This window comes from Methanobacterium congolense (assembly GCF_900095295.1).
GTDB lineage: Archaea > Methanobacteriota > Methanobacteria > Methanobacteriales > Methanobacteriaceae > Methanobacterium_C > Methanobacterium_C congolense.
The window spans coordinates 1,079,418-1,104,369 of sequence record NZ_LT607756.1; the positions used below are offsets into that span (position 1 = coordinate 1,079,418).

At 37.8% G+C, this 24,952-nt stretch carries 22 protein-coding genes and 1 tRNA gene; 15 read left to right on the top strand and 8 right to left on the bottom strand.

The window, feature by feature from the left end; translation table 11 throughout:
- Nucleotides 1-13: 13 nt before the first annotated feature.
- Both metX and MCBB_RS05140 read right to left on the bottom strand, forming a co-directional pair.
- Nucleotides 14-1,483 carry a homoserine O-acetyltransferase MetX gene (gene metX, locus MCBB_RS05135; protein WP_071906747.1) on the bottom strand — a complete coding sequence of 490 codons (1,470 nt, stop codon included), beginning with the start codon at nt 1,481-1,483 and terminating at the stop codon, nt 14-16.
- Between the two features lie 196 nt (nt 1,484-1,679).
- Nucleotides 1,680-2,987, bottom strand: coding sequence for an O-acetylhomoserine aminocarboxypropyltransferase/cysteine synthase family protein (locus MCBB_RS05140; RefSeq protein WP_071908006.1), 1,308 nt, complete (start codon nt 2,985-2,987; stop codon nt 1,680-1,682).
- A 605-nt stretch (nt 2,988-3,592) separates the two neighbouring features.
- Here MCBB_RS05140 and MCBB_RS12385 point away from each other — a divergent pair.
- From MCBB_RS12385 to hdrA, 9 genes are all read left to right on the top strand, one after another.
- Nucleotides 3,593-3,763, top strand: coding sequence for a pyridoxamine 5'-phosphate oxidase family protein (locus MCBB_RS12385; protein ID WP_331709802.1), 171 nt, complete (start codon nt 3,593-3,595; stop codon nt 3,761-3,763).
- Nucleotides 3,753-3,986 carry a hypothetical protein gene (locus MCBB_RS12390; RefSeq protein WP_331709803.1) on the top strand — a complete coding sequence of 78 codons (234 nt, stop codon included), beginning with the start codon at nt 3,753-3,755 and terminating at the stop codon, nt 3,984-3,986. Before MCBB_RS12385 ends, MCBB_RS12390 begins: the two co-directional genes overlap by 11 nt.
- A 328-nt stretch (nt 3,987-4,314) precedes the next feature.
- Nucleotides 4,315-4,385 (top strand) — tRNA-Cys (locus MCBB_RS05150).
- A gap of 327 nt (nt 4,386-4,712) precedes the next feature.
- Complete coding sequence (gene cysS, locus MCBB_RS05155) at nt 4,713-6,098, top strand: cysteine--tRNA ligase (RefSeq protein WP_071906748.1); 1,386 nt, start codon at nt 4,713-4,715, stop codon at nt 6,096-6,098.
- A 345-nt stretch (nt 6,099-6,443) separates the two neighbouring features.
- Nucleotides 6,444-7,844 carry a GMC family oxidoreductase N-terminal domain-containing protein gene (locus tag MCBB_RS05160; protein WP_071906749.1) on the top strand — a complete coding sequence of 467 codons (1,401 nt, stop codon included), beginning with the start codon at nt 6,444-6,446 and terminating at the stop codon, nt 7,842-7,844.
- A gap of 107 nt (nt 7,845-7,951) precedes the next feature.
- Nucleotides 7,952-8,968, top strand: coding sequence for a ThiF family adenylyltransferase (locus MCBB_RS05165; protein ID WP_071906750.1), 1,017 nt, complete (start codon nt 7,952-7,954; stop codon nt 8,966-8,968).
- 14 nt (nt 8,969-8,982) lie between these two features.
- Entirely contained in the window at nt 8,983-9,579 is a 597-nt protein-coding gene (hdrC, locus tag MCBB_RS05170) for a ferredoxin:CoB-CoM heterodisulfide reductase subunit HdrC (RefSeq protein ID WP_071908007.1), read from the top strand.
- A gap of 358 nt (nt 9,580-9,937) precedes the next feature.
- Nucleotides 9,938-10,885: a ferredoxin:CoB-CoM heterodisulfide reductase subunit HdrB gene (hdrB, locus tag MCBB_RS05175; protein WP_071906751.1), complete on the top strand. Its 948-nt coding sequence runs from the start codon at nt 9,938-9,940 to the stop codon at nt 10,883-10,885.
- Between the two features lie 211 nt (nt 10,886-11,096).
- Complete coding sequence (hdrA, locus tag MCBB_RS05180) at nt 11,097-13,448, top strand: ferredoxin:CoB-CoM heterodisulfide reductase subunit HdrA (RefSeq protein WP_071906752.1); 2,352 nt, start codon at nt 11,097-11,099, stop codon at nt 13,446-13,448.
- 226 nt (nt 13,449-13,674) lie between these two features.
- Here hdrA and MCBB_RS05185 read toward each other — a convergent pair whose 3' ends face one another.
- Both MCBB_RS05185 and MCBB_RS05195 read right to left on the bottom strand, forming a co-directional pair.
- Nucleotides 13,675-15,393: a beta strand repeat-containing protein gene (locus MCBB_RS05185; protein ID WP_071906753.1), complete on the bottom strand. Its 1,719-nt coding sequence runs from the start codon at nt 15,391-15,393 to the stop codon at nt 13,675-13,677.
- Nucleotides 15,394-16,479: 1,086 nt separating this feature from the next.
- Complete coding sequence (locus MCBB_RS05195; RefSeq protein ID WP_145976013.1) at nt 16,480-16,830, bottom strand: hypothetical protein; 351 nt, start codon at nt 16,828-16,830, stop codon at nt 16,480-16,482.
- 235 nt (nt 16,831-17,065) lie between these two features.
- Between MCBB_RS05195 and MCBB_RS05200 the strand changes: the two genes are divergently transcribed.
- Both MCBB_RS05200 and MCBB_RS05205 read left to right on the top strand, forming a co-directional pair.
- Entirely contained in the window at nt 17,066-17,260 is a 195-nt protein-coding gene (locus MCBB_RS05200) for a peptidoglycan-binding domain-containing protein (RefSeq protein ID WP_071906756.1), read from the top strand.
- 8 nt (nt 17,261-17,268) lie between these two features.
- On the top strand, nt 17,269-17,682 hold the full coding sequence (locus MCBB_RS05205; protein ID WP_071906757.1) for a hypothetical protein: 414 nt from the start codon (nt 17,269-17,271) through the stop codon (nt 17,680-17,682).
- A gap of 809 nt (nt 17,683-18,491) precedes the next feature.
- Here MCBB_RS05205 and MCBB_RS05210 read toward each other — a convergent pair.
- The gene (locus MCBB_RS05210; protein WP_071906758.1) at nt 18,492-19,316 is read right to left on the bottom strand and encodes a hypothetical protein; all 825 of its coding nucleotides are present in this window, start codon (nt 19,314-19,316) and stop codon (nt 18,492-18,494) included.
- 173 nt (nt 19,317-19,489) lie between these two features.
- Here MCBB_RS05210 and MCBB_RS05215 point away from each other — a divergent pair, with 173 nt between their 5' ends.
- Complete coding sequence (locus MCBB_RS05215; RefSeq protein WP_071906759.1) at nt 19,490-20,281, top strand: hypothetical protein; 792 nt, start codon at nt 19,490-19,492, stop codon at nt 20,279-20,281.
- 96 nt (nt 20,282-20,377) lie between these two features.
- Here the strand turns inward: MCBB_RS05215 and MCBB_RS05220 are convergent, their stop codons facing one another.
- The 3 genes from MCBB_RS05220 to MCBB_RS05230 form a co-directional block, all read right to left on the bottom strand.
- On the bottom strand, nt 20,378-21,286 hold the full coding sequence (locus MCBB_RS05220; RefSeq protein WP_071906760.1) for an ABC transporter substrate-binding protein: 909 nt from the start codon (nt 21,284-21,286) through the stop codon (nt 20,378-20,380).
- A 185-nt stretch (nt 21,287-21,471) separates the two neighbouring features.
- Nucleotides 21,472-21,771: a hypothetical protein gene (locus MCBB_RS05225; RefSeq protein WP_071906761.1), complete on the bottom strand. Its 300-nt coding sequence runs from the start codon at nt 21,769-21,771 to the stop codon at nt 21,472-21,474.
- Nucleotides 21,772-21,875: 104 nt separating this feature from the next.
- Entirely contained in the window at nt 21,876-22,151 is a 276-nt protein-coding gene (locus MCBB_RS05230) for a MoaD family protein (protein ID WP_084789830.1), read from the bottom strand.
- Nucleotides 22,152-22,537: 386 nt separating this feature from the next.
- On the opposite strand from MCBB_RS05230, the gene MCBB_RS05235 reads away from it, so the two are divergent.
- The 3 genes from MCBB_RS05235 (at nt 22,538) to cysE (ending at nt 24,865) form a co-directional block, all read left to right on the top strand.
- The gene (locus MCBB_RS05235) at nt 22,538-22,852 is read left to right on the top strand and encodes a NifB/NifX family molybdenum-iron cluster-binding protein (RefSeq protein WP_231916416.1); all 315 of its coding nucleotides are present in this window, start codon (nt 22,538-22,540) and stop codon (nt 22,850-22,852) included.
- Between the two features lie 196 nt (nt 22,853-23,048).
- The gene (cysK, locus tag MCBB_RS05240) at nt 23,049-24,029 is read left to right on the top strand and encodes a cysteine synthase A (RefSeq protein WP_071906764.1); all 981 of its coding nucleotides are present in this window, start codon (nt 23,049-23,051) and stop codon (nt 24,027-24,029) included.
- Between the two features lie 122 nt (nt 24,030-24,151).
- Nucleotides 24,152-24,865: a serine O-acetyltransferase gene (gene cysE, locus MCBB_RS05245; RefSeq protein WP_071906765.1), complete on the top strand. Its 714-nt coding sequence runs from the start codon at nt 24,152-24,154 to the stop codon at nt 24,863-24,865.
- Nucleotides 24,866-24,952: the final 87 nt, after the last annotated feature.

Sequence of the window (24,952 nt, forward strand, 5' to 3'; positions counted from 1 at the left end):
TGTACTTCTTATATCAGTCATTAGCAATTAAAGTGCTCATATGATCGCTTGTAACAATGCCTATAACCTTCTCAGCATCGTCCACGACTGGAAGGGATGAAATATTGTATTCCTTCATTTTTTGGGCTGCATTTTCGATGGGGTCTTCTGGCTTTGCCACAACAACGTCTTTGACCATTATATCATCCAGTTTATCGTACTTCAATGCCACGGACCTGGAAATGTCCCACGCCGTTACAATACCCCTCAGGGTGTTGTTCTCTGCAACAACAGGAAGATGTGTTACCTTCTCTTTGAGCATCATCTCTGCAGCTTCCACTATACTGGAACTTTCACTTATAACTGCAGCTTCACGTGTCATAACGTCCTCAACTGTTGTGTCTGTGAGGAATCCTCCAATGAGGTAGTTGAGCTGGCCTGCTTCCAGTAGAAATGCGTCGTGTCCGTAGCTGGATTTTATTTCACAGTACTGTACTTCAGCATCGTTGGCACTTAAAGCCATAACTATCCCTTTTGACTGTGATGGTGGGTAGAGCCAGTCTGAATCCACTGATATGACCATGAATTTGGCCTTAACTTCTTTGAATGCATCCTGAAGGGATCCTCCCCCTGAGAGATCGAAGTAGTCAACTGCCTTGGTGATGTATAGATAAGAATTAGAGTCGAATCTTTTTGTGAAGGAGTTTCCCTGATGGTGGAGGTAGCTTTCAACCTGGAAGTCTGTTTCAAAGTCGAAACTATACTCTTCCTTGTCCTGCAGTCTTCTACCGAACTTCTGGTACATGGATTCATTGCTGAGGTAGGTTATGTGTGCTATCATCCTTGCAAGGGCAAGGCCGTCATCTGGAAGCTCTTTACCATAGTAGTTACCATGATTCCAGTTGGGATCTGATACTATGGCCCTTCTACCAACCTCGTTGAAGGCTATCTGCTGTGGTGATGAGTAAGCAGTTGTTGCAATGGGAATGGCGGATCTTACCATCTCTGGATGGGACACACACCATTGAAGCACCTGCATTCCCCCCATGGATCCACCTATAACTGCAAAGAGCTGCTTAATTTCCAGGTGATCCACGAGTTTTTTCTGGGCATTGACCATGTCCTTCAGGGTGATTATTGGAAAATTCAACCCATATTTTTTCCCAGTTTCAGGGTTTATTGAAGAGGGACCTGTTGACCCTTTACAACCACCTATGACGTTGGAACATATTATGAAGTACTTCCTGGTGTCCAGACACTTACCTGGACCTATTATTATGTTCCACCATCCGGGTTTTCTGTCTCCTTCATGCCATCCTGCAACATGTGCATCTCCTGTGAGGGCATGGCAGATGAGAATGGCATTGCTCTTTTCTCTGTTAAGTTTACCGTAGGTTTCATAGGCGATGGTTGGTTTTACAAGCTTCTCTCCACTTTCAAGGATCAAATCATCGGATAGTGTGTATTCTTTTGTTTTAATGTCTCCGATTGATTCGCTTTTCATTTACAAGTCTCCTAAATCTTTTGATATCGTTCATATTGATTTTAGTTCAATAGTCTACAATCAAAGGATAAAGCGCTGAATTCATCCTTTGAAGTTCTTTTCAGTTTTAGTGACATTCATTTCACTCAAGTTTGTGGTTTCAAGTTGAGGGCTTTGATGGGTTCGTTAAGTATTTCAAGAACCCTTGAAGTTATGATTATACTTTGGACAGTGCCTGGTCTATATCTGCAATAATGTCCTCAACATCTTCTATTCCAACTGATAACCTTACAAGGTCAGGTGTAACACCTGTTGATGCCTGTTCTTCAGGGGTGAGCTGCTGGTGGGTTGTTGATGCTGGATGTATAACCAGGCTTTTTGAGTCTCCGATGTTTGCAAGGTGGGACAGTAATTCAACACTTTCTATAAATTTTTTACCGGCTTCAAGTCCTCCCTGGATACCGAAACTCACGAGTCCGCCGTAACCTCCTTTGAGGTATTTATTCGCAAGTTCGTGGCTTGGATTATCTTCAAGTCCGGGGTAGTAAACCCATTCAACTTTTTCATGGTTTTTGAGGTAGTTTGCAACTTCAAGTGCATTTCTGGAATGTTTTTCCATTCTTAACTCGAGGGTTTCAAGTCCCTGCAGGAACAGCCATGCGTTGAATGGACTGAGTGCTGGTCCTAAGTCCCTTAGGAGTAAAACTCTTGCCCTGATTGTGAATGCGATGTTTCCAAGTTCAGGGAAGTCCCCAAAGGTTTCCCAGTATTTCAGGCCTGCGTAACTTGGATCTGGTTCTGTGAACTGTGGGAAGTTACCGTTGCCCCAGTTGAAGTTACCTGAATCCACTATAACTCCACCTATGGATGTTCCGTGTCCTCCAACGTACTTGGTTGCAGAAAGTACTACAACATCTGCCCCGTGTTTTATTGGTCTTGCAAGTCCTACAGCAGAGGTGTTATCTACTATCAAAGGTATTCCTGCTTCATGGGCAATTTCTGCCAGTTTTTCAAAGTCAGGTACATCGATCTTGGGGTTTCCAATGGATTCAACGTATACGCCTTTGGTTTTTTCATCAATGGCTTTCCTGAATTCTTCAGGTTTTCTTGAGTCCACGAATTTCACTGTACGTCCGAGACGTGGGAATGTGTAGTTAAATAATTCGTAGGTTCCTCCGTAGAGGTTGTCGCCTGATACTATATTGTCTCCAAGTTCAGTTGCATTCAGTATTGCAATGAATATTGCGCTCAGTCCGGAGGATACTGAAAGTGCTGTGTGACCTCCCTCTATTGCAGCTATCCTCTTCTCGAAGACATCATTGGTTGGGTTCATGATCCTGGTGTATATGTTTCCAAACTCCTTAAGTCCGAAACGATTTGCTGCCTCTTCGGTGTCTTTGAAAACGTAGGACGATGTCTGGTAAATTGGTACGGCTCTGGAGCCTGTTGTTGGGTCAGGTTCTTCCTGTCCCGCGTGCAATCCTATTGTTTTTAATCCAATTTCTTTTTTATTTTCTTCTGTCACGTTATCGTCTCCTTCATACAATTCTTCACTCTTTATATTTTCATTTTTTTCTTCTTTATTTCTTCTAAGCAAGTCTTTGACTTTGACCATTCATCTCACATTTTTTTCAGTTTTTTTGGTTTTTAGAATTTCTAACGTTCCACAATCATCCCTTAAATTCATTGTAATTTTATTATAATGCTTTTTAACGTTTTAATAAAACCTTAAAATATTTTATAATGGATGTTTAATTCATATAATGGATTGTGGAATGTTTCATATTTTTCTAAGGATGTTTACATGTAATTTCTGTATAAAAAGTTCATTTAAGTCATATTTATATGAAATTAACATGCTCAGGAAAATATAACAATTGTTATATTTTTCTACTATTTATACTTTTGTTCAGGGTTCTCCCTAAATTCCTTGGAAATTCAAAAACCAGCTGTTTTTGAGATGGATATTTAAACATTTTTGAGGTGTACCTTGATTGTATTTAATGAAATATTTTGGAATTGTTTTTGGAATTATTATTTTGAAATATTCAAGATTTTTCATGTAAACGTGTTTAATCCAACACAATACTTATATTAATTAACAATTGTTATATAGGTTTTGGTGATTAAATGTCAATGACAAAGGAAATGATTGAAGCTATAAATAACGATCTTGTATTCGTTGCAACTGTAAATAGGGAGGGCATACCAAACGTTGTTCCAATAGGATTTGCAAGGCCCCTGGATGAGAACACCATACTCATAGCAGACAATTTCATGAAAAAGACCCGTGAACCTTGAAGCAAACCCAAAAATATCGTTTGTAACCAAAGACTCAACAAAATGTCCATACCAGTTCAAGGGTAGTGTTGAGATATTTACAGAGGGTAAGTACTTCGATACAGTAACGGAATGGGGTCAGAATGCAATGACAAAGCTCAGTCCAAAGGCTGCAGTGCTTGTGAAGGTTGAAGAGATCTACTCGATTCAGCCAGGACCTGAAGCAGGTAAAAAATTGGAATAAATTAATTGGAACTTTCAATAGAATTTAAAATTGGAACTTCAATACATTCAATACCTAAATTGGAATCAACGAGTGGATATGGTGAGATTGATGGAAAAAAAGTAGTTCCGCGTTAAATCTCATTAATATTCTTTAATTCCAATTTTTAAATGTAAATAAAGGTTTTTTAAGTAATTTAAATAATTTAATAGGTTAATAAATCGAAAAATATATTTTAAATGAATTTACATAATATTAAAGACTGCAGCGAGTCTGCACAACATACACAAACTATTTATATAACAATTGTTAACCTATGTAGTGTGAGCTGAAATTCAGCGATTTTCATGCCAAGATGACCGAGCGGCTAGGTGCGTGGCTGCAGACCACGATACTTGGGTTCAAATCCCAATCTTGGCCTCAATTTATTTAAGATCCATTGTAGAGGAATGTTTGATTTTCGATGGAATTTTAACATCATTCCATCTTTCAATCATCCAGTTTAATCCAATATTGGATATTCTCAATATGGGATATTCTCTTGAATATTCTCATGTTTTTTTAGAAATTTTGCAGATATCTATGGACATACTGAAATTAGAGTGCTGGTTAAAATTGATTAAATTAAATTTTTATAAATTAATTAAACTATTACAGAAATTAAACCTTAGATACAGAAATTAAAGCACTACAAATATTTATAAAAATTATGGATGTAACTATGAAAATTATGAAAGGTAATGCCGTATGATAAAGATCTACAACACCATGACTCGCAAAAAGGAAATATTCGAACCTCGAAACGAAAACAGGGTAAAAATATTTGTCTGCGGCCCAACTGTTTATGATAACTCCCATATAGGCCATGCAAGAACCTACATATCCTTCGATGTTATTGCCCGCTACCTCAAGTACAGGGGGTTCAGTGTTTTTTACATGCAGAACATCACAGATGTGGACGACAAAATACTTAAAAGGGCAGAAGAAACAGGAAGAGATCCTTTAGAACTTGCAAGGGAGTTTGAGTTGAAATACCTTGAAGATATGAAGACCCTTGGAGTGGAAAACGTCAATTTCTATGCCAGGGCAACAGAACACATCCATGAGATCATATCTCAAATAGAGACCCTAATTGAAAAAGGATTTGCCTATGAGACAGATAAAGGGGTTTACTTCGATGAATCAAGGTTTCCAGACTTTGGAAAACTTTCAAACCGCAACCTGGAGGATCTGACGGTTCACAGAATAGGGCCGGACAGCCAGAAACGGAATCCTGGCGACTTTGCACTCTGGAAAAAACGGGATGATGATGAAGGATTAAACTGGGAATCCCCATGGGGATGTGGAAGACCAGGCTGGCACATTGAAGACACTGCAATCACAGAAAACTACTTCGGACCCCAGTACGATATACACGGTGGAGGTCTGGACCTTATATTTCCCCATCATGAGGCAGAAATCGCCCAGATGGAGGCAGCATCTGGCCAGAAGCCTATGGTACGTTACTGGATGCACACAGGATTCCTGAACGTTAAAGGAGAGAAGATGTCCAAATCCCTTGGAAACTTCATAACAATCAAGGAACTTCTTAAGGATTATGATCCCGAGGTTTTCAGGTTCTTCGTACTGTCAACCCATTACAGAAGCCCAATAGACTTCAGTTCAGAGATACTGGAGCAATCCAGAAGTGGCCTTGAGAGGATACACAAACTCGTTGAAACCCTGAATGAACTTGAAGATACAGTTCCAGATACGCTTGATTCAGACGAGGATAACATTGGGAAACTCTATGAATTCAAAGCAGAATTCCTGGATGCAATGGACAACGACTTCAACACACCTCTGGCATTATCCTCCCTTTTTGAGTTTATAAGAGATGTTAACCGGGAAATAAACCATAAAAATCTGTCAAAAAAGTCGGTTAAAGAAATTAAAAATCTCATAACTGAATTTGGAAAGATTCTGGGATTCAACTTCTACGATACAAAAATAGGGGGTAGCGATGTTCAGGATGGCCTCATTGAGATCCTGAAGGACACACGTGAAAAACTCCGCCAGAAGAAGGAATGGGAACTTGCAGATGATATAAGAAGTAAATTAGGAGATCTGGGTATAAACCTTGAGGATAAATAGATCCCCATTCAAACCTTTATAAAAATGTTGCATTTCGTTGCTACAACTTCATTAACATTGAATTAAACTTTGAAGATTTGAATTAGGGTTATTATTAACTTTCATTTATAAAATAAATTCGTAAATAAATTCATTTGTATGTATAGCATTTGAATTGGTATTTGAATTCAATTTTAATCAAAGAAAAAAAATCAATTAAATTTTGGATAAATTGAAGCCAATCTATTAAAATTATAACCTTTTATAACTTCATTCCATTTTCTGATTCCACATTAAACACAAACTTTATATAAAAATTCTTATAACAATTGTTATCCCGGACTGATAAATTGAAAAGTGAAGCATATGATCTACGATGTAATAGTGGTTGGAACAGGTGCAGGTGGGGCAACTGCTGCACGAGAGATTACAAACAAGGGTTTGAACATTCTAATCCTTGAAAAGGGTTCATTCTATCCAAGGGGAACTGCAATTAACCATATCCTAAATTCAAAGTTAGACCTTAAAATAGAGAATGAAGAACATGCAGAAAAGGGAGATGAACGCTATGATTTCCTGCATCAACCTGCAGAACTCATGCAGGTGAATGCAATTGGAGGGACAACCCCAGTGTCCCTTGCAAATGCATGCTATGCATGTACGAGCTGTTATGCAAATTCAGTGACAGCCCAGTTCAAGCTGCACGACCTGGACCTTTTTGAGGAGCTCATTGAAGCCAGTAGAGACCTAAATGTGGGTGCACTCCCTGCAGACATGATGGGACCCACAACCCGCAGGATCGTTGAGATCGGTGAGAAACTAGGACACTTCATGGAGCCAATGCCCAAGTTCATAGACTTTGAAAAATGCAACAAATGCGGAGAATGCATAAATGGGTGTAAAAGAGGAGTAAAATGGGATTCAACAGATTTTATAGATGAATTAATTAATTCTCATAATTCTCCAAATGCATTAAATGAGGGTGAAACATCAATAATCACTGATTTTGAAGTTACAAGGGTACTCCACAAAGGCAGGATAGTTGAAGGTGTTGAGGGCATTGATGAAGGTGGAAACAAAAAGGAGTTCAAAGCCAGAAGGGTTGTTCTTGCAGCAGGATCCCTGAACACACCAGTGATACTAAAAAATTCAGGTATAAATGAGGGGGTTGGTGAAGGATTGTTCACGGATCTCTTCATAACGGTTGGAGGTTACCTGAAGGGTGCCAAGTTGAATAAAGAAATTCCAATGGCTGTTAAATTAGAATTCGGCCCCTACTTCATATCTCCCCACTTCTCAACCCAGATACTCCACTCAATCAGGGAAAGGGGATTTGACGCAGGTTACGAGGACATCGTTGGATTCATGGTTAAAATTGCTGATGAAGCCAACGGCAAGCTTCATGATGATGGAAGTGCTGAGAAAACCCTCACAGTAAGGGATCTGAATCTCCTCAAGGAGGGATACAAGAAAGCAGTTGAAATACTTGTAAAACTTGGTGTTGCCCAGGAATCAATCAGTTCAACAGCAATGAGAGGTGCACATCCTGGAGGAACAGCTGCAATAGGGGTTGTTGTTGATTCAAACCTTGAAACACGTATCAAGGGATTGTACATATCAGATGCAAGCGTCATTCCCCAGGCACCAGGAAGGCCTCCAATACTCACAATAACAGCCATTGCAAAGCGGCTTTCAAAGAAACTACTCAAAAGTCTGGACAACGGATACATGAATCAGGAGAAAGCCTCAGAGAAGTGTTCCAAGTAAAGAAAAAGAATGAATAATTCTAATAAATCTAAAATTAAAAGAATATTAAACGATTTAAGTAATAAAATTTACCATCAACTTTTAAAAATCATTTTAGAGATGTAAACATGCAGAGCAGATACTCACGACAGATAATCTTGAATAATATCAAAGAAGAAGGTCAGAAAAAGCTTTTAAATAGTAGTGTGGCTGTTGTGGGGTGTGGTGCCCTTGGAACAGTTGTTACAAACAACCTTGCGCGTGCAGGGGTTGGTAAAATAAACATAATCGACAGGGACTTTGTTGAGCTCAACAACCTCCAGAGGCAGATGCTCTTTGATGAAAACGATGTTGGAGAACCCAAGGCCCTGGCTGCAGCAAAGAAAGCCAGTGCAATAAATTCAGAGATAGAGGTGGTTCCACTTATAAAGGACCTGAACCACACAAACGTTGAGGAACTCTTAAGTGGAGTGGACGTTGTACTGGACGGTACAGATAACATACAGACTAGAATGCTTGTCAACGATGTATGCGTTAAAAACCGTGTTCCATGGGTGTACACAGGAGCCATAGGAACCTCTGGAATGATGATGAAGATACTTCCAGATAAAGCCTGCCTTCGATGCCTATACCCAGGCGTCCCAAAGCCAGGATCCCTTCCAACCTGTGATACAATGGGTGTGCTCAATACCATAACCGTGATCATGGGGTCCATGGAAAGTACAGAGGCCCTAAAAATACTTCTGGGTAAGTACGATGATCTTGAGGATACAAAAAGTGAGCTCATAGTCTACGATGGATGGAACAACTCTTACGATGGTATAACCGTTAAGAAGAATGATAACTGTGGTTGCTGTGTTGATGAAGACTTTGAATACCTGAAATCTGAAGAAAGAGAAATCATAACATCGCTTTGTGGAAGAAATGCCATACAAATAACTCCTGCAGATCCAAAGGAGATGTCACTTCGGGAATTAGCTTCAAAACTCGAGAAACTCGGGGATGTGAGGTGTGCAGATTTCATCATGATCTTTAAAATAGGTGAATTTGAAATATCAGTATTTAAGGATGGAAGGGCAATAGTAAAGGGTACGAATGATAAAAAAGTTGCAAGATCCATCTACGCGAGGTATATCGGTACATGAAAAAAATTCAACTTATGAGCAAATCCGAAAAAAAAGGTTCAGAAGAAAATAAAAACCTTTCAAAGGAAGTATTAGCTAATCTAAAAGCATCTCCAGACCTTGGACTCTTCAAATGTGTTCAATGTGGAATGTGCACATCCACATGCCCTGGAGCAAGGCACACAGACTACGACCCAAGGGAAATGGTTAAAAGAGTCCTTGAAAATGATAGAGATGTTATATTTGATGATAAAATATGGAACTGCTTTTACTGCTACACCTGCCAGAGCATCTGCCCATCAGGAAACAGCGCCTGTGAGGTGAACCAGATACTGAGGCAGATGGCAATTGATGAGGGTCAGGGTGCTGAAAAAATAGCTTCTTTTACAACCTACGGCGACAGCTTCCTTGAATTTGGGATGGGAGCCATACCCAACGAATTCTTTGACAACCTCATAAAGGACATTGGAACTGAGTACCTCGATCTGAAGATAAACCTTGATGACATACGTTCAGATCTGGGACTTGGTGGTTACATACTAAAAGGAGAGTCCCTGAAAGAGGTTGGAGACATACTTGAAGGAACACTCTTTAAAGACAGGCTTAATGAGATAAAGAAATATAAAAAGTAGGACATAGAAGAATTGAATAATCACTATTTAAAAATAGAAGTATTTCCAGTTCAAAATAGGAATATACTTCATTCTATCCAAATAATCATAAATAGTTCATTATATCCAAAACATAAATAATTCCTTGTGTTTTAAATAGAACATACTTTTAAAATAAACGTATAACCAATTAAAACGTACAATTAAAATTATTAATTAATTTTTTTCAAAACCTTTTCAAAACCAAATTTCAAAAAAATATAAAAAACATCAATACCCCAATATAAAGGATCGACAGCAAAACTTTCTAAAAGAGTATTTCAATGAATAATAACTCTAAATAATTTTATTTTATAAAATCTGTAAAGAGATGTAATAAATGAAGAAGATACCCGATAAAGAAATCCTACTCTTCAGAACCTGCCTTGTGAATGTGGAATATCCTGGTGTTGAATCCTCAACCAAATATGTATTCGATAGAATTGGTGTGGAGTACCATGTGGATGAAAGGCAGTCATGCTGCACAGGACTTGGCCATTACTACGATTTATTTGACCAGCTTTCAACAACAGCCCTTGCAGCCCGGAATTTTTACGTAGCAGCTGATTCAGGTCATCACAACATAGCAACCATGTGTTCAACATGTTACGCAATACTCAAAAAATCAGCCAAAATCCTCAATGAAAACGATGAAGTCAGAGAAAAGATAAACGGCATTTTTCAGGATGCAGGACTCCAGAAAATGGAGTATGAGAGGGGAACAGTTGATCCAAGAAACAGCATATTCCACGTGGCTGAGATCCTCTTCAACAAAAGAGATGACATTGCACCCCTTGTCAAAGTTGATTTCTCGGACCTCAGGATTGCATCCCACCATGCCTGCCACTACTGTAAGGTTCATTACAAAGACACCATTGGTGGAGTGAGGGATCCCAATCTTCTTGATGAACTTTTAAAGGCATGTGGTGTTGAAACAATTGGCTGGTACGATCACAAAAGGGTTACTTGTGGTGCAGGTTTCAGGCAGAGGTTCACAAACAACGAAAAGTCCCTTGAAGTAACAGGAGACAAGCTCCAGGCATTACAGGACAAAGATGTTGATGTGCTCATTCACATGTGTCCCAACTGCCATATGCAGTTTGACAGGTACCAGCCAAAGATAGAGGAGAAATTAGGTACGAAATTTAACATCTTCCACTTGAACATCGCCCAGTTTTTAGCCCTTGCAATGGGTGCAGACCCCTACAAGGTCTTGGGTATCCAGACCCACACAGTACCAATAGAACCACTTCTTGATAAACTTGGAATAGAATATGAACCTCAATAAAAGGATGGAAAAGGATTATTTTTAGCAATAAAAACTTTAAGAAAACTTTAAGAATAATCGCTACCCGAAAACTTTGTTTTAAAAAGGTTTATTAATCCAAACTTTAATTTTAAAGAAGGTTTATTAATAATTCATTAACTTAAAAAATTACTAAAAAAAATTGAAGGTCATTAAAAGTCATTAAAACAATCATTTTTTTGAAGGTTACACCATGAAGGACAATTCTCTTTCAAAAGCTTCCAAAGAAGCTGAGATCACCTTAAAACCGCGGGTAGGTGTGTTCCTATGCCACTGCGGTGGAAATATATCAGATAAAATAGACATGGAACAGCTCAAATCTTCCATCGATGCCACGGTCATTGAAGAATTTGAGAATCTCTGCTCAATAAACGGACGAAAACTTATAAGGGACAACATAATCCAGAACAAACTGGAAAGGGTAGTTGTGGCAGCATGCTCACCCATAACCCACGAAAAAACCTTCCAAAATTACATGACACCCTTAAATCCCTATTTAATGGAGATGGCCAATTTAAGGGAACAGTGCTCATGGGTGCACAGTGATAGGGAAAAGGCAACTGACAAGGCAATTTCTCTTGTTAATGCAGCTGTTGAAAGGGTTAAATATTCCCAACCCCTTGATCCTGTACTTCGAAAAACGAAAAAAAGTGCACTTGTAGTTGGTGGAGGCATATCAGGTATAACTGCTGCGCTTTCACTTGCAAAGCAGGGAATAAAAACCTGTATTGTTGAGGAAAAACCCACAGTTGGAGGTTCAATGGTTCAAGTGGGCAAGGTATTCTCACCTGAGAAGATGGCCGAAGAATGTGCAATGTGCCTCTTAAATCCAATAGTCAATGAAGCGGTACAGCACAAGAACATAAAAATCCTCACAAACACCAGATTAAAGAAGGCAGAGAGAAGGGCTGGGAACTTCAACGTACTCCTTGAAAAACAGCCCAAGTGTGTGATTGAAGATCGATGCATAAGCTGTGGAAGCTGTGCAAATGTTTGTCCAGTGAAAGTTCCAGACTCCTGGAACGAGGGAATGACCATAAGAAAAGCTATTTATAAGTCATTTCCACAGGCAGTTCCGGATATGTACACAATCGATGAGGAGAACTGTAAAAAATGTGGAAAATGTAGTGAGGTCTGCCGGATGGATGCAATAGACCTTCAGATGGAGACTGAGATCATTCCACTCACAGTGGGCTCTGTGATCATTGCAACTGGCCATAAACTTTTTGACATGGAAAAAAGGCCAGAGTACGGTTACAACCGATACCCTGATGTCATAACTCAGATGGAGCTTGCAAGGATCATGGGTGTTAACGGACCAACCAATGGAAAACTCCAAAAACCATCTAATGGAGAAGTTCCAGAGAGGGTTGTCATGATACAGTGTGTTGGATCAAGGGATGAAAAACCAGATGGAAGACGCTACTGCTCCAAGGTCTGCTGCATGGTTGCAATGAAAAATGCAAACATAATAAAAAGCCACTACCCTGATACAGAGGTAATAATCTGCTACACAGATATGAGAACCCCTGGAATGTACGAGAAGTACTACAAATACGGTCAGTCCAACGGGGTCACGTTCATAAGGGGACGTCCAGGTGAGGTTGTTGATAAAAACGGCACCCTCATTGTAAGGGTTGAAGACACCCTTGAAAAAACACCCCTTGAGGTTGAAACAGATCTTGTGGTATTATCAACTGCAATGGAACCGTCACAGGGAACAGTTGAGGTTTCAGATAAACTCAACGTGGGTTTAACAGAGGAGCTCTTTGTTAAGGAGAAACATCCTAAGATGAAACCTGTGAGCACGGATATCAAGGGAATATACGTATGTGGAACTGCACAGGGACCTAAGGACATTACAGATAGTATTGTTCAGGCGAATGCTGCAGCTTCAAAGGTTTCAGAGCTCATGAATGGTGGCCTTGAGGCGGAACCATTCATTGCAGAAATGGACAGATCCAAATGCAACCTGTGCGGAAAATGCAGGGATGTCTGCAAATACAAGGCGATCTACATTCAGGCTGATGCAGTGCACGTTGACCCTATATCTTGTAACGGTTGTGGAGCATGTATATCTGTCTGTGAGAGGGGAGCTGTATCCATCAGGGGTCAAAGTGATGAAGCAATGTTTGCAATGATCTCAGGAATGCTCCAAAACAAGAGACAGAACGAGGTTAGGATACTTGCATTTCTGGATGATGTTGGATACGTTTCAGCAGATAACATGGGCATAAACAAGGTTCCATGTCCAGATTCAATAAGGATCATTAAAATATCATCCATAAACAGGCTGACACCAGAACACATTCTCCATGCCTTCGGGGAGGGTGCAGATGGTATAATCCTTGGAGAGTACCCTGACAATCCAATGTACAAGAAGAGCCAGGAGAAGGTTGAGTTGCTCAAGGAAAAATTAGTGGAACATGGCATTGATCCCAAGAGACTGGGCTTCTACAAGGTTTACATACCCTACTTCAGGGGCCTTGCAAAGAACTTCCGCAACTTCGATAGGATAATAAATTGTATTGAATCAAAAACATGAATGAAGTTATTAAAGAAATCCTTGATACTTCATGTTTAATACATGCTTTTTTTTAGTAAACTCACTTTTTACTCTATAAATCCTTTTTTTATTTATTTTTAATCAGATCCTTATTTTTTTATCGTGACCCTCAAAATGGATCCTAAAAATAAGATTTGAAAAATTTGTTATTATAAAAAAAGAGTTAAAAAGAGTTTGTATTTAAAAAAATGGGAAAAAAGGGGTTTTATTTTCTTTTTGGTAACATTCCACCGAGTACTGCTAGTACTGCTAGTATTAGTCCTGTTATTGGCATTCCGGTTTTTTGCATTGGTATTGTTTGTGTTGTGCTTGCTGCGTTTACTGTTGTTGAACCGTTTGTGTTGTTTGCTTTTTGTATGTTGATGTTGAATGGTGTTAGTGGGTCTGTGTTTGTGTTGTATGTCTCTGAGGTTATTGTTGGTGTGATTGTGTAACTTCCAGTTCCCAATGCTTTTACTGTGAGGTACAGGTAAGGATCTCCCACTGCCACGTTGTCGAGTGTCCAGGTTATTGTCCTAGTTGTGGAGTTGTAGGTAACTGTTCCGTTATCCACAGTTGCATTTACAAATTTTAATCCTGTTGGTATCTGGAATGTGACTGTTACATTGGTTGCGTTGTCTGGTCCGCTGTTACTGAGTTTGTAGGTTAAAATGAATGTGTCACCTATAGTAGGGTTAGCTTTGGATGTTGTAGTGTTCAGGTATAGGTACGATGCTGGATTTACTGTTAACTCTTTTGTAACTGTTTGTTTGTCAACTGTTGCGTTGATAATTGATGTACCAACGTGGTTTGCTGTGAATAATGTTGTCGTTTGTCCGTTAATCAGTGTGGTAGTTGTTGGATTAAGACTTCCATTGGTGGCTGTGAAAGTTACTAGTGTTCCATCAGGTATGTGACCGTCTGCGGGGTCATGATATGTTCCAGTGTTGTCATGCAATAAATCAACAGTAACAGTCGAATTAACACCATTAAAGATGGTAGAATTTGCTGTGATGTTTAAAACCAGCCAAGATGTTACATTAACAATACCATTAGAAACATAGATGGATGGATCAAGGTTTGAACCCCACCAATTAAGCGTGGCATTTAATGTACCTACACTGCAGTAGATTTGACTGTTATTTGGACTATTTCCAACAATACTGTTGAAATTAACCTTGGAATTGATAGTAGTTCCCATATCGGCTATAGCTCCACCAACTGTTGCGGTGTTGTTGTAAAATGCACTGTTAGTTACTATTAAAATATTATTCGCTGCGATAGCTCCACCTAGAGCTGCACTGTTACCTGTGAATATACTGTTAGTCACAGTTAAAGTTCCAACACTCACTATAGCTCCACTATCCCCGTGTCCAATGTTATCTGTGAATGTGCTGTTAGCAACAGTTAAATTAGCACTAAAATAGTTGCAGATGGCTCCACCCTCTGTTCCGGTGTCGTTGTTGAATGTACAGTTGTTTATAATCAAAGTTCCATAATTGGTAATAGCTCCACCATAATCTCTTGAAGTACTGTTTGTCAGAGTCAAATTGAGTAATGTAACGTTAATTCCAGGTAATATAATGAATATCGAGGTTCCAGTTTGTTTTCCATTTATTATGGTGTTAGTTTGGGTTTCACCTATTATTGTCATATTATGGTCTATGTTTATCCCGGATTCGTTGTAGGTTCCCTGTGCTATGTAGATTGTTCCATTTGTTGCAACGGTGCCTGTGGCATTTGTTATGGTCTTTTTTGGACCGCTTGTACCATTGTATGTAGCATTTAATCCGTCCCATGTATCGTTTCCTTGTGTACTAACATAGATCGTGGAATTATCCGATGTGCCAGCTGCACTAACAGCACTAACAGCAGAAAATAACACCACACACATTAGTAACAATACAGGAATTTTAAGGATTGAACGTTTATTTTTGGTTTCCATTGGTCTTTTTCACCTCCTTCTAATTTTAATCGGGTTTAGTGATATGTTCATTTCTTGGCATATCCAGATTTAATGTAATATTCTCCTTAATAATAACTTTTATCATTTTATCTTAAAAATACAGATAGTGCTGGCGTTTTGAAAGGAATTTAAAAATAATTTACTCGCCCTAAGTGGAATAGATCAAAATTAAACAGTTTAACAATAAATTAACTCTAATATTGTGATAAAATCCTATTTAGTACTATAAAATTTGATAAATTGAACACAAAAATAATTAATGAATACTAAAACTGTTCAATTCCATAAAAAAATGGTTAGAATCAGATAATAACTCCCATAGACTCCCCTTATTTTCTCTTATTACTTTTCAGGTGCTGTCATTGGGGTTGCTTTTTAGATAGTGTTCCGGGTAATTTACAGAGTGTATAAGATAATCTTGTGAAAATAAAAGGGGATGAAGAGGGGTTTTTAGGAGGTGAGCTGCCAGGCTAATATCTCCTAAAAACAGATTAAGATGATCATTTCCTCCTCATCCCTGGGATTACAATACACACCTAAAACCTGGAGGCATGTGTAATCCATGGTAATTAATGTTAGCGAAGGCTATAAAACTTTTGACAAAAAACACAACCTGGAAGAAATAGACAACAAAAACACTTTAAAAGCCTTAATTAAAAGTAGTAAGAATGAAGGAATCAATAAAGATTATTCTTGTTTTTCCTCTTTTTTTGTTGTTTTAATCTCTTCTTCGCGTTTTTGAATCATTTATTTTTGCTCAGGATTTTGTTTAAATTTTCCTTTTGCAGACAATATTTTTGAGCCTTCACGGATCCCCACTTTTATAAGTTTTGATCCACATTCCGGACATATTTCCCCTTCTTTACCGGTTTTATCCCACCAAAATTCTGTATTTGGACATTAATATGTATCTAACATTCCTATTTCTTTTCACCATGATTATTATCGCATATATTATTAAATTTTTTCAATTAAAACAAAACGCTTTAAAAAAATAACAGTGCCATGAAGTTAATTCCTTTGGATTTAGGGTAAAAAAAGTTAAAAAGTAAAAAGAGACAGTTTTTATGATGATAAATCTCTTAATTCATATCTAGCATCATTTGTATAATATTTGGATACACTCCATCTAGTTTTCTCGATATAAGTGTATTTCCCATTTCCCCAGGCTGTTCTATAGGTTCCTATTACCTTAATTTTTTTACTGCTAATCTTTTTAAAGTCAAGTGTCATTTTACCAGATTTTCCATTTTTATATCGTATATTCAGCATTACTTTGATGTATTTGCTGTTGATTTTGTAGGTGGTAAAAGACAGAGTCCCGTAACCGAATGTAGAACTATAAACCGTCTGAGTATGTTTATCAATTACTTTTGCTGCTGATGCAGGACCTACTAAAAGAAGTCCAGCTATCAACAAAACCCCCAATATTACTAAGTTCCGTTTCATTATATAACCTCAATTTTAATTTAACTATTTAAACCAGTATTAATACTTTTTGTTTTTACAAATAAAAAAAGAGTCACATGAGGCCTATTTTATGTAAATAAAGCATTAAAAATTATATAACAACTTAAAAAAGGATTTTTATCCATAAAACTATTTTTCATAATTTAATCTTCAAATACCACACCAAAATCGAGGAAAAAACATGACTATGAATGAAAAAACTATTTTAAGAATTGGAAGCACTGAAAACCAAAATATAAAAGCACTACAGTACAGGTTAAAATCCTTAGGATATTACAAAGGATCCATTGATGGAAAGTATGGACCCATTACAAGGTCAGCTGTAACTGCATATCAAAAATCTAAAAAAATTGGTCCAAGATGGAATAGCAGCTAGATAACACTATGAAGTCTAGGATTATTGAACAACAACCTGGCCCAACACAGGTAAAAACCACAGTTTCGTACAATTCCGATAAAGATGCAGAATTAAAAGCAGCTGCATCTTCATTGGGTGGTAAATTCAATAATGTAACTGATGCTTATAATCTCATTAAAGCTAATGAAGATTATAATAAATATTTTGGGGATGTTAAAAAATGGGATGAAGAATTGAAGGGTAACAATAACTGTGTTGATTGGGCCCAATTTTTAGCTCATATCATGGACAAGTTAAATGCAGTTGCTAAACTTGGATACAAATACAAATATGTTCGAGCATATTGTGAGGTATCTAAGATATGGCTTGTTTACCTGGAAGTTATAGGTGATGAATTTGGATCCTCCACAGTAGATGTTGATGGTGCACCTGCTGCATAAGATGGTAGTAAATACCCTATTGGTAAAGCATGGTGTCAGAACAGTAAAACTAAGAGTATAACCCCGGTTATGCCTTGAATGATGATGGGATTTAAAAATAAGAGTAAGTTCCCCTCGCATAATAAGGATAAATAGGAGGGGTATGTTGGATATTGTATGATGTCTGGTTTTTGTGTCATGATTGGGGCATGACACATTTCATAATTTATTTTTAATTACCCTATAAAATTTGTTTTAATACATTAAAACAAGAAATTTATTTAAAAACTCCCTCCCTATCACTTGGAGGCGGTATCTCTTTTGATCAAAGGGAGGGATTCTAGTGTCATGTAATATGACAATGATAGAATAAGCACCCCATATAATATAAAATTTTTTTCCAAATTCAATCCAATTTATAAACTATATAATCTTTAAAAATTTGACATCTGGTATTTATGTCAATTTATAGTTAATGTTAATACTATATAAGCATAATAAAACACAAAAAAATAATAACACTTAACTAAAACAAAACTAAATTTTAAAATTCAATTAATAATTAAATAAATAATAAAATAATTAATTAATAATTAAGTAAGTAATCAAGGTATCCTGGAAGTCGTATATAATGTATATTTGTATATAATATATTACCAAAACTAGGCATACTTGTGATCTTGACTCAATTAATAATCGAGTTTTTATTTAAACATGAAAAAGAATATACTCCTTTTTGACCATACTAAAAAATGAGAATGAGAAAAGGTTAGTGTAGGCTAATGTAATTTTCATTCATCCTCCTATGATATCCCCTATTTTTTTCGTATTTACTCTGTGAAGTAGATAGCCTTCTGCCCATTCTGTTTTTTTGATAGGATGTTCATGTAAACACTTGTGAATATGGAAGGATCCGATAGCGAAGCATTGATACCCTCTATTTCACTTTCACTGAGCTTTGTGTAATCTAAACGGCCAGATGTATATGCGCTCTGTAGAACCTTGTAGTTTTTAAGTTCAAAGTTTTTGAAAGGACTGTTGAAGTATGGGAATATCAATCCAGAAACTGCGTAGTAATACGCAGCAAAACGGCCGTACTGTTTCCAGCATACGTAGTAGTACAATGGGAAACCGCATCCTGGATTGAGAATAGGATTTCCTGCCCTAGCACTTCCATGCCAAACCATTGGTATAGGTCCCTGCTGGCCGTGTGATTGGGCTTCTGCCATTACCACTGCCCAGGCGTCATCGAAGTTATCATAATCCACACCGTTTATTCTGAACTTCCATGTGCCATCTGGAACTCCAAAGATGGCGTACTGTAATGCCTGACCCCAATCTATCTCAGTTTCAGGGCCTGCAGATGATACGAATCCCAATTCAATTATGTAAACATTACCGTCCTGGTAACTCCTGTAGTTTGAAGTACCTGCGTAGTGCACAACAAGGGCACATGCAGATCCACGATCTGCAGCGTACTTCTCAAGAAGCTGAGAATGTGGATGGTTTGGATAAAAATCAGGATTTAAAAGTTTAACGAATGAAGCTCTTCCAAGTGGTTCAACAGGACCCATTGCAGCCTCTGCATAAGAATACACTGCAACGATGCCAATAATTCCCAATACTATAAGTATGATCTCTAATGATTTTTTCATTTAACATCGCCGTTTATTTTTACTTTTTGTACAAGTGGATTATTTAAGTTGTGGTTATGGTTTCATTTAAATCACCATCACCTATTAATAACTACTCATATTAAAAGCATCAATTGATTAGTTACATTACACATAGATTATTATCAATTAAAACGACGTTTAAGGGGTTTGATATGAAACAGTTCTTAATAACACCTGCAGCTGGAAAAAGATTAATAGCTAAAGGAATGTGTAAACATCCTTTAATTCGGAAATCTCTTGAATCGGGGAGACTCGTGATTATTGCAGGCACAACCAATGGTTACATTGCAGAGGAGATATTGTCAAGTATCCACCAGGAATCTGGATTTTCAAGAAAAAGGTTCTTCAGAGGGATAGTACTACCACCGGGAGATAAATTAAGTGAAAAAGGGGCAATGAAGGATGAAACTGGATTTCCCGGTGATGTTGTAATAGAAAATGGTGTTTGGGATAAAGGAGCCACGATCTTCGACGTTGTAGATGATCTAAGACCTGGAGATGTTATACTGAAGGGTGTCAATTCCTTCAACAGGGAGAGAGGACAATCTGCGGTGTACATAGGTGACCCCCATGGAGGAACCATAGGCACGGCACTTCAGGCTGTTATAGGGCGTAGAGTTAGTTTGATCCATCCGGTAGGTATGGAAAAACGTGTATGGGCTGACCTCAATGAAATCGCCCTGAAGCTCAACAGCATGGAAGCACAGGGACCCAGATTGTTGCCTGTTCCAGGTGAGATCTTCACAGAAATTGAAGCCATTTCAAATCTAACTGGTGCAGAAGCTGAACTAATTGCAGGGGGAGGGGTTTGTGGAGCTGAAGGATCCGTATGGCTGGGCGTTACAGGAGATACTGAACAGATTGCTGCAGCTGAACGATTAATTAACTCAGTTTCTCAGGAAAAACAATTTGAGCTTGATTTTAAAGTAATCCTCCATTCATAAAATTCTTCATTCGTAATCTTTTTTTCATTCAAAATTTTTCTTAATTCCTAATCTTAAGATTTTATTCCACATATAACCCACATAACTGTACTTTGATCAGTAATGTGGATCTTCCATGTGGATCTCTCTTATAAAATCAAGGTTGAAGATATCTTCCCTTTTCAAATCCTTTTTCATGTATCCCAGTTCCCTTAAAACCGGTATAAAATCAAGTGTGGATTTTATGTATTCTTCTGGAAGACTTGCACAGTAACGTGGAGACACACAGTATGTCTTGAGCACGAAATCCTTATCAACAACTCCCATTTCAGATGCTGCAATTTCCGCTGCATCTTCAGGGCTTTTCCTTATAAAATTAGAGGCATCCTCATGGGCCCTTAAAATGTTCATTATGAGCTCTGGATTTTCTTCTATCAATTCTTCCTGCACAACTATTCCGTAGCTTGGATTGTAGAGCCAGAGTTTTTCTGGAGGGACCACAACCTTTGAATCAAACCTCATGGAAGCAACGGTTGCAAGGGAAGGTGTTCCAACACCTGCTGCAATTTCACCATTTAATAGGGCATCTGGAATAAAATCAGCCCAGGGATAATTCTTTAGGTTTATATCATAGCCTTTTATTAAGTTGCGGATGATCACGTCATGTATCGAACCACTTGAAGGTGTTCCAATACTTTTGCCTTCAAATTGTTTCAAAACTTCCTCCAAACTGTTCAGTTCCATGAAGGATCTGTAATCTTCAGGTGCAACCATCACTGTGCCTTCTACGTGCCCTCCAGCCACACATTTTATCTTAAGGCCTTTGGATATTCCTATCATCATTGGTGGAAGACCAATGTAACCCAGATCAATCTCCTTGGATTCAAAGGCCTTCATCATGGCAGGGCCTGTTGGGAAGAGTGACCATTCAATATCATTTTTTCCCATTAAACTCTTAGATTTAAATTCACCACTTTTTAAGAGGAATGATGTGTGGTAAACTGTTGATAAATAGCCTATGTTCATTTTATACTCACCTTAATGTTACTAACAAATTAATATAACAATTGTTATATTTAAGTTTATAGGTTGAGGATACTGATGAGCTGTGAAAAGTTAGGAAACTTCAGAGATACTATTTCAAAATCAGGTTCAATAATTAATAAAAAAAATGAGAAAATTGTTTTGAAGGATTTATCAGTTTAAAGGAATTACTCCTTTCTCCTGTAGGTTACAGTGAAACATCCCTTCAATGTGGTGCCGTTTTCAAAGATTATATGGCCTTCTTCCACACCATGGCCGCAACAGGCATATTTAACCCCTGGTAACTTCCCAAGGCATGCATCGTAGCCTTCTGGGTCTGGTTTTTTACCACATCTAACACAGGGTCTTTGAGTGCGGTCGCCCACCTCAGATCCTGTGTCTTCATAGTACTCCCTAGAAAACTCTTTTTCAGGATTTTCTTCGCTGAAACAAACTTTATGGCCTCTTATGTAATGGTAGTTCACCACAAAAATCACCAGTTCATTTTTTTTAATAAAAAAACAATTTTAATAAAAACCAACGAATAACAATTTTTTTATTTTTTAAGATTTTTAAAAATGAATTTAGGTATTTATCCACCTGCAATGGTCTGGAACATAACAACCTGGTCGTTGTCTTTTAGGGGAGTTTCAAGACCCTGTAGGGATCTCACATCATCACCATTAACTACTACCTTGAGGTAATCCCTTATTTCTCCGTTATCATCAAGGAGAGTTTCTTTAAATCCGTCAGGATATTTCTGAGATAGTACGTCAATGAGGGCTGCCATATTATTAACATCTTCTATTTCTATGGCTTTTTCTCCGGTTATATCTAAAAAACGGGTTAGAAATTTTACTTCAATCAAAATTACATCTCCATGTACTGTTTTTTATTATTCTCGTTGAGAACAGTAAATATAATTTTTATTTTTTTTGAATTAATCTAGTTTAAAATTCATCTTTTAAATGTTTTGTTTAAAGTTGCAGTTAATTTCAATGAAACCCTATAAGTTTAATTCTTTGGTTGCAAAAATTCTTAATCTATTTATTTTTTTAATCTATTATTAATCGTTTAATTTTATTTAATCATGTAATGCAAGTTTCCCTTTAGTTAAATTAACTGCATATAATAAACTTCGATCTAATTTTTAAACATGAATTACAATAAACCCATATATATAACTATTGTTATGTTATAATCCATAAATATGGTGTTAAAGATTCAAAGGAGATGGTACTAGTTTCAATCAGAGTGGCAGTTGCAAGTAATGATGGTAAGTATGTTAACCAGCATTTTGGACACGCACAACAGTTTTTAATATTTGATGTTGATCTTGATGGAGCATATGAGTTTCTTGAGCTTCGCAAGAATGTTTTATCATGCAAGGGTGGAGAATCAAATGAAAATGAGAGAATGGAAACATTGAAAATCATAAAAGACTGTGATGCTGTTGTAGTAAGCCGTATTGGCCAGGGAGCTGCAAACTTTCTTGTATCCCATGGTATAAAACCCTATATGATTCCGGATTTTATAGATAATGCCCTTGAGAAATTAACTAAGGACTGATTAAGTAGTGGGGTTCAGAGAGAACTTTTTTTAATGTTTTATATTGTTTTTTTTTAAAATTGATTTTTTTTTATTATTCCTGGTTAAAAGAACTGACTATAGTTAACTATTTATATCAAAACATCAATTAACAATTGTTATATAACGATAGTTATATAAATGCGTAAAACTAAATAAGAAAAAAGAAGGTGAAAAGATGGTAAATATACCAGAACTTACAAGGGGAATAGCAAACGATATAACTGAAACAATAGGAAACACACCTTTAGTCAGGCTTAACAAACTAACAGAAGGACTTGATGCAGAAGTTTTAGTAAAAGTGGAATCATTTAACCCTGTAAGCAGTGTTAAAGATAGAATAGGAGTAGCACTTATTGAAGAAGGAGAAAAACAGGGAAAGATCAAGGAAGGCACAGTACTGGTTGAACCTACAAGCGGTAACACAGGTATAGCCCTTGCATTCGTTGCAGCAGCAAAGGGTTACAGGCTCATACTGACCATGCCTGACACCATGTCCCTTGAGAGAAAGAAGCTTCTAGCAGTCTTTGGAGCTGAAATAGTGCTCACACCCGGATCAGAAGGTATGAAGGGAGCTGTGGCCAAAGCAGCAGAACTCGTTAAGGAAATACCAAATGCAGTAAGCCCACAGCAGTTTGAAAACCAGGCCAACCCTGAAATACACAGGAAAACAACTGCAGAAGAAATCTGGAGAGACACAGAAGGAAAAGTGGACATCCTAGTTGCCGGTACAGGAACAGGAGGTACAATAACTGGAATTGCAGAAGTCCTCAAAGATAGAAACCCAGACTTCAAAGCAGTAGCTGTTGAACCTGCAACATCCCCGGTACTCTCAACAGGACAGGGAGGACCCCACAAAATCCAGGGTATTGGCCCCGGTTTTGTACCAAAAGTCTTGAACAAAGACATAATTGATGAAGTTGTAACAGTTAAGGATGAGGATGCTGGAAAAACCCTTGTCAGACTCGCAAGGGAAGAAGGAATCTTTGCAGGTATTTCCTCTGGAGCTGCAACCTGGACAGCAATCGAACTTGCAAAAAGGCCTGAAAACAAAGGCAAAACAATAATTGCAATTCTCCCAGATACCGGAGAAAGATACCTCAGTATCGACTGGGTATTTGAAGAAATATTCAAAGAAAACGAAGAAGTTTTCATCTAAAAAGTTCATCCATACAGAATGAACTATAAATAAGAAAAAAGGGCATATGAATTTAATCAGACGCCACATTTGACGCCAATTTTATCCATATGTCTTTAATCAAAATTTTTAGGTGATCTACAATGTTTGATGGTTTAAAAGAAGATATAAAAACTGTTTTCTGCAGAGACCCTGCAGCCAGGAACAAAGTTGAAGTCATACTCTGCTACCCAGGGTTACATGCAATATGGTTACATAGACTTGCAAGCTGGTTCTGGATTCGCAATCATCTGCTTATGGGACGTTTCATATCAGCCATCAACAGATTATTAACGGGTATTGAAATACATCCCGGAGCCACAATAGGGCGAAGAGTCTTCATAGACCATGGGATGGGTGTTGTTGTTGGGGAAACAGCAGAAGTAGGTGATGACGTACTCATATATCAGGGTGTTGTTCTAGGAGGAACGAGCCTTGAAAAGAAGAAAAGACACCCAACCATTGGTAATGGTGTTGTTATAGGCTCCGGTGCCAAGGTAATTGGGGACATAGAAATAGGGGACTGCTCAAAGATAGGTGCAGGTTCAGTTGTACTCAAGTCGGCCCCACCAAGTTCCACAATCGTTGGAATACCTGGAAGGATCGTGCCTGAAAAACGTAAATGTGCCATTGACCTCGATCATGGAAAACTCCCGGATCCAGTTGCAGAGGTTATAAACCTTCTGATGCAGCGCCAGGACGAACTTGAAAGACAGATAAATGAACTGGGAATATCCTCAGATGTACTGAAGGTCAATGGTTTCCTGACCAAGAAATCAGAGATAGAAGAGATATTTTCAGAGGGAGCAGGAATTTAATTTTTTTCAACTTCATAAAAACTTTTTCGCTTCATAAAATTTCCATTTTATAAACACTATTTTTCTAACTGTTAAAATTTAAACTAA